Consider the following 15,564-nt stretch of genomic DNA (forward strand, 5'->3'; position numbering starts at 1 on the left):
TATCAAACGATAGCCCGACGGCGACATTTCGTCAGGCCTGGGCTGCTAGAACACGGCGCTCCCAGGGAGTGATTTCATCAAAGAAGCTGGTCAACTCCATGGTCTTCGAAGCGATGTAGCCTTCGATGAACTCCGTGCCGAACAGTTCCTTTGCAAGCTGGCTGCGTTTCAGACGTTCGAGCGCCGCGTGCAAGGTACACGGCAGCGAAAGATTGTCCGGCACGTCGAACTCGCCCTGAATCGCTTCGCTTGGCTCGAGTTCATGCTCGATGCCGTACAAGCCGGCGGCCAGGCTTGCGGCAATCGCCAGGTACGGGTTGGCATCGGCCCCCGGCAAACGGTTCTCGACCCGACGCGCAACCGGCGAACTGGCCGGAATGCGCAGGCCGGCGGCGCGGTTGTCGTGGGACCAGCAGGCATTGTTCGGCGAGGCAAACGGATGGCACAGCCGTTGATACGAATTGACGTTCGGCGCAAACAGCGCGGTGAAGTCGGCCATGCCCGCCTGCTGCCCGCCGATGAAGTGGCGGAACATCGCGGTTGGCTGACCGTCGGTGTCGCTGAACACATTCTTGTCACTGTCGATCTCGACGATGCTCTGGTGAATGTGCATCGAACTGCCCGGCGTGTGCGCCAGTGGCTTGGCCATGCACACCACGGTCAGGCCGTGCTTGAGCGCGACTTCCTTGAGCAGATGCTTGAACAGAAAGGTCTGGTCGGCCAGCAACAGCGGATCACCGTGCAGCAGGTTGATCTCGAACTGGCTGACGCCCATTTCGTGCATGAAGGTATCGCGTGGCAGGCCCAGAGCCGCCATGCATTTATAGACTTCACTGAAGAACGGTCGCAGACCGTTGTTGGAACTGACGCTGAACGCCGAATGACCGTCCTCGCGACGACCGTCGAGACCGACTGGCGGCTGGAACGGTTGGGTCGGGTCGGTGTTCGGAGCGAACACAAAAAATTCGAGTTCGGTTGCCACCACCGGCGCCAGACCGAGGGCCGCGTAGCGGGCAATGACTTTTTTGAGCTGGCCACGGGTCGACAGGTTGGAGCTTTCGCCGGTCAGTTCGTCGGCATCACAGATTGCCAAGGCCCGTGGCTCTTCGCTCCATGGCAACGGATGGATCTGCGCAGGATCGGCCACCAGCGCCAGATCGCCGTCATCGCTGCCATAGAATTTCGCGGCAGGATAACCGCCCATGATGCATTGCAGCAGCACCCCCCGGGCCAACTGCAGACGCCGCCCTTCGAGGAAGCCCTCGGCGGTCATTACCTTGCCCCGTGGCACGCCGTTCAAATCCGGCGTGACACATTCAATCTCATCAATGCCCGTCAATCGCTGCGCGAGTGAACGCTGGCCATCGGTTGTCATGACGCAATCCTTGTTATTGTGCGAGCCGCGAACGGCGACCCGGACAAAATAGGCTTCGGCTGTTCGGAATATCAAGCAGCAGCCAACAAAAAGAATTCCGGTCGATGAATCGGTGATTCAGGGCAGGTAAATACTGAACACGCCGCCGCCCAACGGGCCGCCATTGCGGATCTCGGTCCGGCCGCCAACACCGTTGCGCTGATGCAGCGCGGCGATGCGTCCGGCGAAGTACAGACCAAGGCCGGTACTGCCACTGCTGTGGTTGATGCCCTGCACGTAATCGGACTGGCGCTCGAGCATTTCGGCCGGGTAACCGTCGCCGTCGTCATTGATGCTCAGCACCAGTTGCCCGGCTTCGTCGCTGACGGTGATCAGCAGCGATTCGCGGGCGTAGCGGATGGCGTTGTTGATGCAGTTGCCCAGCACCGAGGCGATCAGTTCGCGATCAAAGAAACCCAGCGGACTGAGCGGATCGACTTCGTAAGTGGCAATGATTCCACGACTGGCGAACACTTCCTGATGGGCCGCCAGTTGCGCCTCGATGAAATCGTCCAACTCGTGATAGGCCGGCTGCAACGGCATCTGATTGACCCCGAGCTTGTACAGCCCGAGCAACTGCACCAGCATGCCGTTGAGGTGGGCGAACTCGAAGTCGATCACGCCCTGCTCCGGCCCCTGGCGCTGCGCTGCGGGCAAGCGTGCCAGCCATTGGCTGTGGGCCTGCATCAGCATCGCCAGAGAGTTCTTCATGTCGTGCACGGTGGAGGCGATCACCGTGGAAAAATCCAGTGCCTGCTCGTCTTGGTTCATTCGCCAAACGCCTTGCTTTTCAGCTTCTGATAACGCGGATAACGCGCGTCGGTATCGGGCATCATGCCCACCAGTTTCAGGCAGGCCCGACATTCTTCCAGCTCCGCCGACGGCACATTGGTGTCGGTGCCGTGCAGCAGCGACTGGGCCATGTTCAGCGCAATACTGATGTTCTTCGGTTGCATCTTCAGCGCCTTGCGGAACACCTCGCGGGCCTCCACCAGGTTCCCGGTCTTGTACACGCGCACGCCCTGCCGGTTGAGGTCGGCGGCCGCGTTGCTGGAGCTGAGAATAGTCGGGTCGTCGGTGAGCTTGGCGATGTCTTTCATCACCATCGGGTCATCGCCGTAGATTTCCGCACAACTCTTGAGCATCGAGGTGCCCGCCTCGGTCTGGCCGAGCATCTGCAATTGCTTGGCCACCAGCAACGCGGCCTCGGGGCTCATGAACTGCTCCATGCCGTCGAGGCGCATCAGCGCTTGTTCGGTGAGTTTTTCGGCGGTCTCGGCATCGTTGAGCAACAGGCTCGTGGCCTTCATCAGACGCGCGCGAATCTGCAGGCCCGGATCGGTCGGGTTTTCTTTCGCCACCGCACTCAGCGTGGTGTTGATCTCCAGACGCGTGCGGGTGTCGAGCCCGCGTTCGCTGCCCTTGCTGATCAGCGCGTGAGCCAGGCCGAGATTGCTTTCCGGATCCTTGAAGCGCGATTGCGCGCCCTGATTCACCGCTTGGCGATAAGCCCGGGAGGCGGTGTCGAAATCTTCGTTGGCCATCGCCAGCTTGCCCAGCAATGCCTGACGGCGCACTGCCAGCGGCGACAGGCGAATCGCTTCCTCCAGCACTTGCTGCGCGCCTTTGGTATCGCCTTCGGCGACCAGCACGTCAGCCATGCCGTCATACAGCGCCGGCATCATCGGGAAGACCTTCAGGGCTTTTTCGTAAACGCCCTTGGCCTGACTGACCTGCCCACGCTTGAACAGCAACTTGCCCAACCCGGCAAACGCCCACGGCAACGGCCGGTCAGCGATGATGCTGTCGTAAAGGCGCTCGAGCGCTTCGTTCTGGTTCATGTCGCGCAACGCATCGGCGCGATAACGCAGGCACAGCGGCGAATAGCGGATGTCCTGTTTGCACAGGGCGATGCAGGCGTTGAGCACTTCCATCGGTTTGCCACGGTCGAGGGCTTGCAGAATCGGCTTGAGCAGGGTCTTGCGCTGCTCCAGACGCTCCAGGCGCTGAGCCAGGCCGGAACGGTTGAACGGCTTGGTCAGGTACGCGTCCGGCTCGTGCTCCAGGGCACTGAGCACCATCGCCTGACTGGTCTCGGCCGTGACCATCACGAACACCGCTTCGTGGCTGATCAGCTTCTCCATCATCAGGTCTTCCAGCACCTGCTGACCGTTCTTCTTGCCGTCACCGAGGTGGAAGTCCTGAAGGATGAAATCGTAGGACTTCTGCGCGCACATTTTCAGCGCCTGCTCACCCGTGTCGGCGGTGTCCACATCCTTGACACCCAACTCGCGCAACATCGAACGCACGGAACTGCGGAAATCCGAGAAATCATCGACGATCAGAAAACTCTTTTGGTGATACGACAGCATCGAGGATTTCCAGGCAATTGAAGAAGATGGACCATTTCCAGGCGCGCAGATGATAGCTGCCGGCCAAATGCTATCAAGCGATTTCGCGCGACTCTGTAGTCACCGAACGGGTTATCGGCCGGATCAGCGATTCTCTTGAAGCGGGGGTTCAAGATTCGTTGCGCAAGGATTACCCTGCGCGGCGGTTCTCACCTTCCAATGGCAAAGGATTCATCGTGTACATCAAGGGACGCTACATCGTATCGGCCTGTGCGCTGCTGTTTTTTCAGCAGGCACTGGCGAGCGGAATGGACTGCACAAAGGCGGCGAGTGTTGTGGAGAAAGCGATTTGCGCGGACAAGCCGTTGTATGAGCTGGATGCGCAGATGGGGGCGGCTTATCGGAAGTTGATGAAAGCTGCCCCGGAGCAGGCCGAAGTGAAAAAGGCTCAGCGCCAGTGGCTCAGGGAGCGTGATGGATGTGGCGAGGAGGTCAGTTGCCTGAGCCAGCGTTATCAGGATCGTTTGCAGGTCTTGCACGCGCAGTGGATCGACGCGGTGGCCTACAAGCCGGACGAGATCGATAAACAGGTCATGGAGGATCTGCAGCAGAGGGTTCGGGAGATGAGCAAGGAGAGTCCGGAGTTTGCGCTGGAGCGGGCGCTGAATTCTCTGACCCTTGGCTCCATCGGCAGCTCGTTTTCAGCCGAGCTGGATGAGGATGAGCAACCGCTCTTCCCCACGACCATCCCCAAAGATGTCACGCAAGACGAGTGGAAAGCACTGCAAGCATCCGACATCAAGGGAGCCGCAGAGTCCGGCCAAACCTCTTACACCCTGATGGATCTGGATGGGGACGGTCAGCGCGATCTCATCGTGGAAACCTACTCCGGCGGCACCGGGATGTTTCATTACACGGAAACCTGGCGTCGGAGTGACGGCAGATTTATCAGGAGAACTGCTGAGTTCGTCCCTCAGAACAGTAACGACAGCGTCCTTTTCTATACCAATGACCGCGGTGCCAATCAGGCCGTGTACCTGATCGGTGCTCGCGGAAAAATCTATTTCGCCTACCAGAACGGCAGCTACGGCGAAGATCAGGTCTATCTGCTCAATCCTCTGAAGGTCAACAGGCAAGTGCCGACAGTCAGCGTGCGCTATGACTACCAACTGAAGGTTCCACACACTCAGTACATCGAGGACAGCGATAAAGCCTACGAACTGGAACCGTCCCTGCAGAAGGTGCTCACCAAAGCTGTGACCGGTCTGGACGCAAATGCGGGGATGACGGGACAGCAGAAAAAACCGCTCTGTCCCATCCCCAAAACCGCCAAGGACAGTGAGGAGTACTACGGCTACGGTGCGAGCTACTACGCGATCGAACCTGTCGCCGACTTCCCCGTGATCATTGGTGATGATTGTTATGTCGCACGACTGATCAACTGGTTCGGTACCTACGACGAAAAAAACGGTCTTCCTGCGGTACTGTTGATGCGCAAGCCGGAGTCCGAAGATCCGCAGCGCAGTTATTCAGTGAACGGGCGCCGACATATCACCCAGGTCAGCACGTCAGTCGGCAAAACCGAAGGCGGAGCTGATAATTTCTAAAGCTTCGCGCCTTTCGAAATACAAAAAAGCCCCACCAGATTTCTCTGCGTGGGGCTTTTCACTTCAGGGCGCTTCTCAGACCTCCGCCACCAACACATCGGCAATCCGGATACTCAATGCCGCACCTGTCAGCGTCGGGTTCACGCAGGAGGACGATGGCATGACGCTCGTGCCTGCGATGAACAGGTTGGAATGGTCGTGACTGCGGCAATCGCGGTCCACCACCGAGTCTTTTGGGTCATCGCCCATGATGGTGGTGCCCATGATGTGCTGACGGTTCTGGAAGCCCGTGTCGGTGCTGAGGATGTCGGCGTCGAGCAGTTTCGCAAACTGTTTGAAGTCCTCCAGAGCCTTCTCTTTGCCGGCGTGCCAGTAGTCGGGAACGCTGTAGTAGATCTCGGGAACCGGCAGACCGATGGCGTCGAACTTGGTCTTGCTCGGGGTGACCCGATTCTCCGGCAGTGGCAGGGTTTCGAAGTCGACGGCCCAGTTCAGAGAGCGCGCCGATTGCAGGCGGATCTGCTCATCGAGCTTCGAGCCCAGCACGCCTTTGGCGATCAGGTTCGAGGTGATCTGCGACGTCGGCACGGTGTTGCGCACCTTGATCTTGTAGCTCGGATAATCGTTGCGGAACGCGCCATCGCGGCTGTTCAGATAGACCAGCAATTGCGTCGGCCCTTCGCCCGGCCACATGTCTTCCTTGGTCATGACGTTCATGCTGATGCCGGTGTGGTCCATCAGGTTGCGCCCGACCTGATCCGAGGAGTTGGCAATCCCGTTCGGGTACTTTTCCGAGGTCGACATCAACAGCAGCTTCGGCGACTCGATACCGTACGCCGCCAGTACAAAGGCACGGGCGGTCAGTTTGTGTTTGGTCTTGTCGGGGCGCATGTACCAGATCGCGGTGATCTTGCCGTCGTCGCCCGCCTCGATCTTGTAGACGACAGAGTTGTCCAGCACCTTGGCGCCATGGCGCTCGGCTTCATCGATATGCATCGAACCGTCGTACTTGGCCGCGATCGGGCACACCGGGTTGCAGTTGTTGTTGCCGGCACAGGGAGGCCGCTTGCCATAGGGGCGGGTCGCCCGGCCATTCGGCTCGAGGATCGGGTTATACCCACCCTTGCTGAGCAATTCGGAAAGGCGCTTGAACATGTAGCTCGGTTTAAGGCCCTCCATCGGATAGGGAATCGAGCGCGGCGGATAGGCGTCCCCGCCCTGCCCGCTTTCGTCCTGGCCGTCGACACCGGAAACGCCCAGTTCGATTTCAGCCCGAGCGTAATACGGTTCCAGTTCGTCATAACTGATCGGCCAGTCACGACCACGGCCATACAACGACTTGAGACGAAAATCGTTGGGCAGCATGCGCCACAGCGAGGAACCGAAGTGCCAGGTGGTGCCGCCCACCACACGCAAGTAAGAAGTGTTGTATTTCACTGGCCCTACCTGCTGCAGATAGTCGCCATAGGTAGAGGGCGCGTGAGGCAGGCTCGGATAGGGCGACCCGGCGCCCTGCAGCTTGGCATTGGCCAGCGAGAGTTTTACCGGGGCATTGCGGAATGTTTCCACCACATCACGGCGATTCACCCGGGGACCGGCCTCGAGCACGATCACCGACTTGTTCGCTTTGGCCAGGCCCGTGGCGATCAGACCGCCCATGACACCGGAACCGATGATCACCACATCGGCGTCGAATTGATCGCTGCTCATACTGTCGAGTCCTGAATGACTGCTGGTTTGGGACCCCATGAATCCGGGCCGCCACCGTAGGTTGGAATGATGAGAATGCCGTGAGTGGGCTGATACATCATGGCGAGGGAATAGCTGATCAGCTCCGCATCCGCCGGCTCACCGACGATGCCCAGATACCAGGCAGAAATGATGCTGGTGGCCGTGGCCCGCAGCGACGGATCCGGATTCGGCTGCGCCAGGTATTCATCGACATGCTTGTAACCCTGTGCGCCGATCAATTGCTTCAAGGCAATCACGTTGGTCGAGAAATTCGGCGCGCGCTTGTCCAGCGCAGCGTAATAACGACCGGCCAGAACCGGATTGACCGCACGGCTGACCAGAAACTGCGACAGCGCAATGAAATCGTCGCTCGATACCTGGGCTGCCAGCACCGACTGCCAGGGCAGCGCACTGCCGATCATCGCGGCCAGGCCCAGCGTCACGGAACCGCGCAACAGATTGCGGCGAGTGAGCCCGGCCGAGCTTTCGGTTTGAGTTTTTTCGTGTTTTTGCGTCATTGAAGTGTCCATTGCTCAGGCCTCCTTGCGCCGACGTGCAATCAAGGCCCATGCGCCCAGGCCGATCAACAAGCACACGAGAATGATGACCGGGGTCGTAAACTTCGCCATTACTGCCAGTGGCGCCTGGGGCCCACCGTTGCGTAGCTGTGCCACATCGGCGGCGGTGACAACCGTGTCGGCATTGCCGTAGCGCGACAGCACGTAGTTGCTGACGTCGGCAATCTGCTGGTCGTTCAGGCGATCGGTGAACAACGCGTCCGGGCCGAAGCCCGGCATGTCGATGGCCACACCGTCGACTTCACGATGCACGCCATACACGATGGTCGCGATCAGGTTGTCGCTGCGACTGGTGGCGGTGTTGTGAAACAGCGATGGGTATTCCCGCGTGCCTTGACCGTTCGGCTGATGGCAGTTGGCGCAAGTGCCACTGAATATGTGCCAGCCCGGGTTATCCCCCGGTTTGCCTCCGCGCAGCGTCAATTCATCGACCGAGGCCTGACCGTACTCGTGGCGGGCTTTGGTTTCCCCGTTGTTGATCGGCGCCGTCTGCAGCAGATAGGCCGCGATGGCCTTGAGATCCACATCGCTCAGATGCTGCAGACTGTTCTCCACCGCTTCGGCCATTGGGCCTGCCGCCTGGGCCTTGCCCTCGACGTGACCGGTACGCAGATAGGCCACGATCTCGTCGCTCGACCAGGCACCGATGCCGCTGACTTTGTCGGAAGTGATATTGGGGGCATACCAACTGCCCAGTGATCCGCCGGCCAACGGTTTTGCGCTGTCGGCAGCCATCAGGACATTGCGCGGTGTATGGCAGGTATCGCAGTGAGCCAGGCCGTTGACCAGATAGTCGCCACGGTTGACCTCGGCAGACTTGGCCGGATCCGGCGTGAAGCGTGTCTTGCTGTGGAACAGCGCGTTCCAGCCAATCATCGATGCACGAATATTGAACGGGAAATCCAGAGCGGTTTTCTGGTTCGGCGTATCGACCGGCGCCACTTCATGCATGAAGTAGTCGTAGAGCGCAGCAATGTCGCTGTCGGTCATCTTCGAATAAGAGGTGTAGGGCATCGCCGGGTAAAGCCGAGTGCCATCGGCCGCCACCCCGCCACGCACCGCACGGGCGAATTGCTCTGAGGTGTAATTGCCGATGCCCGCCGTTTTCGAAGGCGTGATGTTGGTCGAATAAATGGTGCCCATCGGTGAGCTGAGCGGATAGCCGCCCGCAAAAGCCTTGCCGCCTGGCGCCGTGTGGCAAGCCACACAGTCAGCCGCTACCGCCAGACGCTTGCCCACCGACGCGGTGCTGTCGAGCCCCTCGCCATGCGCTGCCCCGGCCGTGGCGATCAACAGTGTGACCCATCCGGCAAAGGCGTACCCCTTGCATTTCCCTTTATCAATGCGACGCGACATGAGTCCTACCCTAGGCTGCTTCGTTCTTTTTTTCACGGTTCTGGAAATCACGAACACAGTGTCCTCGTCATCTTGAGCGACAAGGACGAAGAGGTACGATGTCGTACGTATTTTTTGGAATATTCCACACAATGTAACACTTGGCAATAAATATAAAAGGCCAAGTGCCATCTTTTGTATGTATGTGCTGAATGCTCTAAAACGCTGGTTACAAGGGTGTTTAATGCGGAATATATTTAAATAAGAAACAACTGGTAACCCTACAGTTGTGGACTCCGCAGCCGAAAGATGTACGACGACAAGCCATTTGCTTACGAGCTGCGCTCGATATTGACCCGCCCCCACATGTCAGCAGGATGCCCCTTATGAGTTGGTTGAATGACGCAAGACTTTCCACGAAATTGATCACGGCCTTCGCGGCGTGCGCCTTCATCACCCTGGGGGTGGGCCTGCTGGGAAGCCGGGGAGTGACCGAACTCTCGACAAGCCTCAGATCGGTGTTCGGTAACAACCTCGTCGCCGTCGCCAACATTGCGCAGACCAAAATCAAGGCTGTCGGACAGACCCGTGACATGTATCGGCTTTACGTCGCCACTGCCGCCAACCTGCCCCAGAGCACCAAAGACGAATTTCTCGCCTCGATGAGCGCCAACCAGTTGGCGAGCGAAAAAGCCTTTGCCGAATACCGGAAAACCGAGCTTGCCGACGACGAACGTGCGGCGGGCGACCGGATGGAGAAAGCCTGGCCCGTTTACCAGGCGATCGTGCAAAGGTATCTGACCCTGATGAAGGCCGGCGACCTGGAAAATGGTCGCGAACTGCTGCTCGGCGACCTGCAGAAAAACTATCGCGTCGTCATGGATGAATTGACCATCATGACCAACTCCAACGACATGCAGGTCAGCGAAGCCGCAAAACGATCGGTTCTGACGGAGTCCTCCGCCAAGACCTCGCTGTACATCGGCATCGTGCTGGCCTTTGTTGCCGCGATTTTGCTCGGCCTGTTCATCAGCCGACTGATCAGCCGCCCCATCTCCAAAGCCGTTGAAAGCGCCCGAAGCATCGCTGGGGGCGACTTGACTCAAAACATCGTCAGCACCGGCCGCGACGAGGCCGGCCAGTTGCTCACGGCCCTGGCCGAGATGCAGGGCAGTCTGAAAAGCACCATTCAGCAGATTGCCAGCGCGGCGGATCAACTGGCTTCCGCTGCCGAAGAACTCACCGCCGTCACTGACAATGGAAGCCGCGGACTGATTCGTCAGAACGACGAGATCCAGCAGGCAGCGACGGCTGTCACGGAAATGACCTCCGCCGTGGAGGAAGTTGCGCGCAATGCGGTATCCACCTCCGAGGCCTCCCAGACCACCAGCCGGGAAGCCAGTAACGGACGCGATCAAGCGCGAAACGCCGTTGCCGCGATCAACCATGCAACCACGGAAATCGCCACCTCCACCACCATGGTCAAGGATCTGGCGGAGAAAGTTCGAGACATCGGCAAAGTTCTCGATGTGATCCGGGGGATTGCCGAGCAAACCAATCTGCTGGCGCTTAACGCCGCCATCGAGGCTGCGCGCGCGGGTGAGCAAGGTCGAGGTTTTGCCGTGGTCGCCGACGAGGTACGAGCCCTGGCGGCAAGAACCCAGGCTTCGACGGGGGAAATCGAAGGCATGATCAACGACGTTCGCAACAGTGCAGACGAAGCCGTCGGCGCCATGGGCAAAAGCCAGGCGCTGGTCAGCGAAACCCAGTCACTGGCGCAAGCGACCGGCCAGGCATTGGAGCTGATCGCCGACGGCATCTCGCAGATCAATGATCGCAACCTCGTCATCGCCACAGCCTCGGAAGAACAGGCACACGTAGCTCGGGAAGTGGACCGAAATCTGGTCAACATCCAGGATCTCTCCACCCAGACGGCGGCAGGCGCGCATCAGACCAGCGCCTCGACCCAGGAACTGTCCAACCTGGCGGCGTCGTTCAACACCCTGGTCAGTCGCTTCCGCTTGTAAACTCGCGACAAAAAAAGCCCCGCCAGATCACTCTGCGCGGGGCTTTTTCAATAGATGGTGTCCCAGGGCAGGTTCGAACTGCCAACCTTCCCCTTAGGAGGGGGATGCTCTATCCAATTGAGCTACTGGGACACAAATCTGTCGGTGCGACAGACGGCGTGCATGTTAACGGCCGGGCCCTGTTTTGTCATGTCGTCCGCAGGGCTTTTTAAGTGTAGGCAGGCGCCTTGCAAGGGTGCCGGACGTTTTACCGTGCAATTTGCATCGCCGCAAAAAGCCACCATTGCAAAATGCAATGCGGCACATCCGAAAAACCCTGTTAAATGCTTGTTTTTAAAGGACTTAACAGCGGTTAGACTATTGGCACGACGGCTGCTTTACCGGTTCTTATACAAGAACAATCGGAGACTCGTCTCATGAACAGCGCCCTCGTGTTCGCAAATGCAATCGCATTGGCCGTTCTGGTCGGCTTTCACTTCGCCCCCGCGGATAACGAAAAAGTGGCCGGACGCATGCCGCACTACCTGCAAGTGCAGAAGGCGCCGCAATGGGCGGTGTTGAGCGATAAGAGCTTTGCCCCGCAAGCAGTCAGCGAGTCTGAACAGGCGTTGCCGACGCATTCGACTGAACGTCTGGTTTTTTGAAATATCTTCAGGAGTACAGCATGTCCAAGTCAGCTGCAGGATTTCTGATCCTCGCCTTATTGAGTGGCCTCGGGCATTTTTCGCTGTTCGAGGAAACCGAAATATCCCTGCCCCTGATCGGTTGCGGCGTCTTTTCGGCGCTGTTCGTATTGGCACTGGTGGCCGGGCGCAAGATCAAGTTTGACCCGGTATTGCGCTGAACCTGACCAGCTCCAGCAGATGATTGACTGCATCGGCCAGAGCGCCCGAGTTGTCGATCAGGTGCACAGGACTATCAGTTGAACGCCTGTCCTTGAACAGCGTATTGCGCGCCAGCCTCGCATCGATCTGGTCAAGCGTCTCCCGGCCACGCCGGAGCAGGCGCTCACGCAGAACATCCTCCCGAACTGTCAGCAACACCGGCACCAAAGTCGGGTAACTTTCCAGCGCTTGTCGAAGGTTTGCCCGAGAGCCGTTTACCAGGACGTGTTTGCCGGTTTTCAGCCATTGATCCATTTCCACCGGAATGCCGTAGGCGAGACCGTTAGCCTGCCACGCCAGTGAAAACTCGCCGGCACGCTGACGTCGCTCGAACTCCTGCGGCGCCACACCGATTGCATCCTCACCCACGGATTCGGCCGAACGGGTGATCACTCGCCTGATGATTTCGCAGTTCAACGCCCTTAAAGGCTCACGCGCTGCCTCGATCAGACTGTCCTTGCCGGAGCCGGAAGGTCCCATGAGGTAAATCAGCCTGCCATCCATCCTGAAAACGCCCTCCGGCGGACATTTGCCCCTAGTAAATCGGCCATTTGCCACTATCCTGTACAAGGTAAGGAACAACGATTCAACCTGCATAGCATGCACGTTCTGACGTCTTCGGGCATCAGACGACGTGTTTCAGGACGCGGTCAGCAATACGGGCAGATGCTTTCTTTTCAAACCAGTCCGCATTTCTGATAATTGGTGCTGGCATTACGCCTTTACCCGGATCAATATTTGTCACAGAATTGACGCCAATGATCTGGCAATTTTGAGGCATGATGCGCGCCTCTTAACAATTCAGGTTGAACCATTTGGCGCGGATGCTTGTCCTAGAACACATCCTGCGGCCAATCCCGAGAACCGCTCCCCTGAACTAACCGGTTAAATATATGCGCCCATTGAAACAGGCAATTTATTCCAGCCGTACGGCTGACAAGTTCGTCGTACGTCTGCCAGACGGAATGCGTGAACGCATTGCCGAGGTGGCTCGCAATCATCATCGCAGCATGAACTCCGAGATCATTGCGCGCCTTGAGCAGAGTCTTATTCAGGAAGGTGCACTGGGCGAAGAGCTGAGCATGCGCCTGGACAGCCCGGAGCTGTCGCTGCACGAACGCGAGTTGCTGCAACGCTTCCGCCAACTCTCCCATCGCCAGCAGAACGCACTGGTTTCTCTGATCGCCCACGACGCCGAAATGGCCGCAGACGCATCCTGAGCCACACCGAACACCTCAAGCCAGCATGAATGCTGGCTTTTTTTTGCCCGCAATTCGGCTTTTCATGGACGAAAAAAAGCCCGCCAATCGGCGGGCTGTTTCAATACTGTCGGTCAGAGCAGGAAGATCGTCGCCAACCCCAGGAAGATGAAGAAGCCACCACTGTCGGTCATGGCCGTGATCATCACGCTGGCGCCCATCGCCGGATCGCGCCCCATCTTGGCCAGGGTCATCGGGATCAACACCCCCATCAACGCTGCCAGCAGCAGGTTCAATGTCATGGCGGCCGTCATGACCACACCCAGCGACCAGCTGCCATAGAGCAAGTAAGCGACCACACCGATCACCCCGCCCCAGACCAAACCGTTGATCAACGCAACGGCCAGCTCTTTGCGCATCAGGCGCGAGGTATTGCCAGTGCTGACCTGATCGAGGGCCATGGCGCGAACGATCATGGTAATCGTCTGGTTGCCGGAGTTACCGCCGATGCCCGCCACGATCGGCATCAGCGCTGCCAAGGCCACCAGCTTCTCGATCGAACCTTCGAACAGGCCGATCACCCGCGATGCGACGAACGCCGTGATCAGGTTGATCGCCAGCCACGCCCAACGGTTGCGCAGGGACTTCCAGACGGAGGCGAAGATGTCTTCCTCTTCACGCAGACCCGCCATATTGAGGACTTCGCTTTCGCTCTCTTCACGAATCAGGTCGACCATTTCGTCGATGGTCAGACGGCCGATCAGCTTGCCGTTCTTGTCGACCACCGGGGCCGAGATCAAGTCGTAACGTTCGAACGCCTGAGCGGCGTCGTAGGCGTCTTCGTCCGGGTGGAAACTCACCGGGTCACTCGCCATGACTTCGGAAACCTGTTTCTCCGGATCATTGACCAGCAAACGCTTGATCGGCAGCACGCCCTTGAGCACACCGTCGTAATCGACCACGAACAGTTTGTCGGTATGGCCCGGCAGCTCTTTCAGACGACGCAGGTAACGCAGAACCACTTCAAGACTGACATCCTCACGGATGGTCACCATCTCGAAGTCCATCAGCGCACCGACCTGCTCCTCGTCATAGGAGAGAGCCGAACGCACACGTTCGCGTTGCTGCTGGTCCAGAGTCTCCATCAGCTCATGGACGACGTCTCGCGGCAGCTCGGAGGCCAGGTCAGCAAGTTCGTCGGCATCCATGTCCTTGGCGGCAGCCAGGAGCTCGTGATCGTCCATGTCGGCGATCAGCGTTTCACGGACGGAATCGGATACTTCGAGAAGAATGTCGCCGTCGCGATCGGCCTTGACCAGTTGCCAGAGCGTCAGACGATCGTCCAGCGGCAGGGCTTCAAGAATGTAGGCGACGTCGGCGGAGTGCAGATCATCGAGCTTGCGTTGCAGCTCGACGAGGTTTTGCCGGTGGACCAGGTTCTCGACCCGATCATGATGCGGGCCTTCCTGGCGATGAGTCAGGTCTTCGACGACCCGCTGGCGCTGCAGCAGCTCGACGACCTGAGCCAGGCGATCCTGCAGGCTTTCCTGTGTTTTCTTTACTTCGATTTCGGACATAGGCGAACTCCACTCCCAGCAGCGGGGCACGCCGGAAGGATCAATCAGTCAATTCATGATTGGTAAAACGGGTTACTGAATAACTACTGGGTAAGTCCATGGAGGTTTTCCATAAGCCCCGGCGGGGCTGACGGGCGCAATGATACACCGCCTGACGGTTTTAAACGTTAAAAAATCGTGGCTGAAACAAGCGCTTGCGAGACAAAGCTAAGCACTGTCCTGATCCTTCACACTGCGACGACTCATTCTGAAAAGAAAACACACCGGCGCTGAAAAAACTGCCAGCTACGCTTGAGAAGGATCGTCATGGAGGACGCCGAATGCCATCGAAAACATCCCGATTCATGCTGACCGCCCTGCTCTGCCTGCCCACCATCGGGAGCGCAACGACACTTCATCGCTGCGAAGCTTCCGATGGCAGCGTCACGTTCACCACATTGAGCTGCGCGAACGATGAGCACCTTTCATTGCAGGAAGTTCACCCCTACTCCCCTGGCTCGACAGTCACCCTGATACCCGAAGCCCGGCATGAAGAAATATCCGGTATGAATATCAGAAAGCGAGAAATGGCCGTCGTCGGGCGCACCCAGGACAAATGCGGAGATCTGATCGACGCGCGACAAAAGCGTGAAGCAATCATCAATCAACGAATCATCGCCGGCATGAGCCAACAGGATGTTGAAAGCGCTTTGGGCAAACCCGACAAGGTGAGCATCCGCAATTCGGCAACGAGTTATCGTTACGACCTCAAGCGAGGGCGCAGTGCTCAAATCGATTTTGATGAAAAAGGATGCGTGACAGGAAAAGCCAAATCCAGGACAGCAAAAAGCCCGCGTTAAACGCGGGCTTTTCGGTATATGG

At 58.4% G+C, this 15,564-nt stretch carries 14 protein-coding genes, 1 tRNA gene and 1 pseudogene; 7 read left to right on the forward strand and 9 right to left on the reverse strand.

Translation table 11 applies throughout. The features are described from left to right. Nucleotides 1-31: 31 nt before the first annotated feature. The 3 genes from AC07Y2_RS11605 to AC07Y2_RS11615 all read right to left on the reverse strand — a co-directional run bounded on the left by AC07Y2_RS11605 (nucleotide 32) and on the right by AC07Y2_RS11615 (nucleotide 3,786). Entirely contained in the window at nucleotides 32-1,273 is a 1,242-nt protein-coding gene (locus tag AC07Y2_RS11605) for a glutamine synthetase family protein (protein WP_170844878.1), read from the reverse strand. 219 nt (nucleotides 1,274-1,492) lie between these two features. Next, entirely contained in the window at nucleotides 1,493-2,185 is a 693-nt protein-coding gene (locus tag AC07Y2_RS11610) for a sensor histidine kinase (RefSeq protein WP_074688183.1), read from the reverse strand. Next, nucleotides 2,182-3,786, reverse strand: coding sequence for a tetratricopeptide repeat-containing response regulator (locus AC07Y2_RS11615; protein WP_103386069.1), 1,605 nt, complete (start codon nucleotides 3,784-3,786; stop codon nucleotides 2,182-2,184). The genes AC07Y2_RS11610 and AC07Y2_RS11615 overlap by 4 nt, the downstream gene beginning before the upstream one ends. Nucleotides 3,787-4,001: 215 nt before the next feature. Here AC07Y2_RS11615 and AC07Y2_RS11620 point away from each other — a divergent pair, with 215 nt between their 5' ends. Further along, a complete protein-coding gene (locus AC07Y2_RS11620) occupies nucleotides 4,002-5,372 on the forward strand; it encodes a lysozyme inhibitor LprI family protein (protein WP_103386068.1) in 1,371 nt (456 codons plus the stop codon). A 75-nt stretch (nucleotides 5,373-5,447) separates the two neighbouring features. On the opposite strand, the gene AC07Y2_RS11625 is transcribed toward AC07Y2_RS11620, so the two are convergent. Genes AC07Y2_RS11625 through AC07Y2_RS11635 form a run of 3 tightly spaced genes read right to left on the reverse strand, consistent with a single transcriptional unit; the run spans nucleotide 5,448 to nucleotide 9,037 of the window. Beyond that, the gene (locus AC07Y2_RS11625; protein WP_102688149.1) at nucleotides 5,448-7,082 is read right to left on the reverse strand and encodes a GMC family oxidoreductase; all 1,635 of its coding nucleotides are present in this window, start codon (nucleotides 7,080-7,082) and stop codon (nucleotides 5,448-5,450) included. Continuing rightward, a complete protein-coding gene (locus tag AC07Y2_RS11630; RefSeq protein WP_103386067.1) occupies nucleotides 7,079-7,633 on the reverse strand; it encodes a sugar dehydrogenase complex small subunit in 555 nt (184 codons plus the stop codon). The genes AC07Y2_RS11625 and AC07Y2_RS11630 overlap by 4 nt, the downstream gene beginning before the upstream one ends. 3 nt (nucleotides 7,634-7,636) lie before the next feature. Then, complete coding sequence (locus AC07Y2_RS11635; protein ID WP_103386066.1) at nucleotides 7,637-9,037, reverse strand: cytochrome c; 1,401 nt, start codon at nucleotides 9,035-9,037, stop codon at nucleotides 7,637-7,639. 365 nt (nucleotides 9,038-9,402) lie between these two features. On the opposite strand from AC07Y2_RS11635, the pseudogene AC07Y2_RS11640 reads away from it, so the two are divergent. Both AC07Y2_RS11640 and AC07Y2_RS11645 read left to right on the forward strand, forming a co-directional pair. Beyond that, a pseudogene (locus AC07Y2_RS11640) lies at nucleotides 9,403-10,185 on the forward strand (MCP four helix bundle domain-containing protein); the annotation flags it as partial. Then, complete coding sequence (locus AC07Y2_RS11645; RefSeq protein WP_404943279.1) at nucleotides 10,180-11,043, forward strand: methyl-accepting chemotaxis protein; 864 nt, start codon at nucleotides 10,180-10,182, stop codon at nucleotides 11,041-11,043. The pseudogene AC07Y2_RS11640 and the gene AC07Y2_RS11645, both read left to right, overlap by 6 nt. A 55-nt stretch (nucleotides 11,044-11,098) precedes the next feature. On the opposite strand, the gene AC07Y2_RS11650 is transcribed toward AC07Y2_RS11645, so the two are convergent. Continuing rightward, nucleotides 11,099-11,175 (reverse strand) — tRNA-Arg (locus AC07Y2_RS11650). Nucleotides 11,176-11,459: 284 nt separating this feature from the next. Between AC07Y2_RS11650 and AC07Y2_RS11655 the strand changes: the two genes are divergently transcribed. Both AC07Y2_RS11655 and AC07Y2_RS11660 read left to right on the forward strand, forming a co-directional pair. Continuing rightward, nucleotides 11,460-11,687 carry a hypothetical protein gene (locus AC07Y2_RS11655; protein WP_064598789.1) on the forward strand — a complete coding sequence of 76 codons (228 nt, stop codon included), beginning with the start codon at nucleotides 11,460-11,462 and terminating at the stop codon, nucleotides 11,685-11,687. A gap of 20 nt (nucleotides 11,688-11,707) precedes the next feature. After that, a complete protein-coding gene (locus AC07Y2_RS11660) occupies nucleotides 11,708-11,887 on the forward strand; it encodes a PA3371 family protein (RefSeq protein ID WP_007960291.1) in 180 nt (59 codons plus the stop codon). Here AC07Y2_RS11660 and phnN read toward each other — a convergent pair. Further along, the gene (phnN, locus tag AC07Y2_RS11665; RefSeq protein ID WP_039772084.1) at nucleotides 11,862-12,431 is read right to left on the reverse strand and encodes a phosphonate metabolism protein/1,5-bisphosphokinase (PRPP-forming) PhnN; all 570 of its coding nucleotides are present in this window, start codon (nucleotides 12,429-12,431) and stop codon (nucleotides 11,862-11,864) included. The genes AC07Y2_RS11660 and phnN overlap by 26 nt on opposite strands. A gap of 389 nt (nucleotides 12,432-12,820) precedes the next feature. Here phnN and AC07Y2_RS11670 point away from each other — a divergent pair, with 389 nt between their 5' ends. Beyond that, nucleotides 12,821-13,147, forward strand: coding sequence for an Arc family DNA-binding protein (locus AC07Y2_RS11670; protein ID WP_003178899.1), 327 nt, complete (start codon nucleotides 12,821-12,823; stop codon nucleotides 13,145-13,147). 113 nt (nucleotides 13,148-13,260) lie between these two features. Here AC07Y2_RS11670 and mgtE read toward each other — a convergent pair whose 3' ends face one another. Then, nucleotides 13,261-14,703, reverse strand: a complete 1,443-nt coding sequence (gene mgtE / locus AC07Y2_RS11675; protein WP_007960287.1) for a magnesium transporter — start codon at nucleotides 14,701-14,703, stop codon at nucleotides 13,261-13,263. Nucleotides 14,704-15,023: 320 nt separating this feature from the next. Between mgtE and AC07Y2_RS11680 the strand changes: the two genes are divergently transcribed. Then, complete coding sequence (locus AC07Y2_RS11680; protein ID WP_039772082.1) at nucleotides 15,024-15,542, forward strand: SmpA/OmlA family hypothetical protein; 519 nt, start codon at nucleotides 15,024-15,026, stop codon at nucleotides 15,540-15,542. Nucleotides 15,543-15,564 lie beyond the last annotated feature (22 nt).

It is taken from the genome of Pseudomonas sp. GW456-12-1-14-TSB6 (genome assembly GCF_059424205.1).

Coding starts and splice junctions, on each gene's coding strand:
- AC07Y2_RS11605 (WP_170844878.1), bottom strand. CDS start 1,273: ATGACCGCCGAGGGCTTCCTCGAAGGGCGGCGTCTGCAGTTGGCCCGG.
- AC07Y2_RS11610 (WP_074688183.1), bottom strand. CDS start 2,185: ATGAACCAAGACGAGCAGGCACTGGATTTTTCCACGGTGATCGCCTCC.
- AC07Y2_RS11615 (WP_103386069.1), bottom strand. CDS start 3,786: ATGCTGTCGTATCACCAAAAGAGTTTTCTGATCGTCGATGATTTCTCG.
- AC07Y2_RS11625 (WP_102688149.1), bottom strand. CDS start 7,082: ATGAGCAGCGATCAATTCGACGCCGATGTGGTGATCATCGGTTCCGGT.
- AC07Y2_RS11630 (WP_103386067.1), bottom strand. CDS start 7,633: ATGGACACTTCAATGACGCAAAAACACGAAAAAACTCAAACCGAAAGC.
- AC07Y2_RS11635 (WP_103386066.1), bottom strand. CDS start 9,037: ATGTCGCGTCGCATTGATAAAGGGAAATGCAAGGGGTACGCCTTTGCC.
- AC07Y2_RS11645 (WP_404943279.1), top strand. CDS start 10,180: ATGCAGGGCAGTCTGAAAAGCACCATTCAGCAGATTGCCAGCGCGGCG.
- AC07Y2_RS11655 (WP_064598789.1), top strand. CDS start 11,460: ATGAACAGCGCCCTCGTGTTCGCAAATGCAATCGCATTGGCCGTTCTG.
- AC07Y2_RS11660 (WP_007960291.1), top strand. CDS start 11,708: ATGTCCAAGTCAGCTGCAGGATTTCTGATCCTCGCCTTATTGAGTGGC.
- phnN (WP_039772084.1), bottom strand. CDS start 12,431: ATGGATGGCAGGCTGATTTACCTCATGGGACCTTCCGGCTCCGGCAAG.
- AC07Y2_RS11670 (WP_003178899.1), top strand. CDS start 12,821: ATGCGCCCATTGAAACAGGCAATTTATTCCAGCCGTACGGCTGACAAG.
- mgtE (WP_007960287.1), bottom strand. CDS start 14,703: ATGTCCGAAATCGAAGTAAAGAAAACACAGGAAAGCCTGCAGGATCGC.
- AC07Y2_RS11680 (WP_039772082.1), top strand. CDS start 15,024: ATGCCATCGAAAACATCCCGATTCATGCTGACCGCCCTGCTCTGCCTG.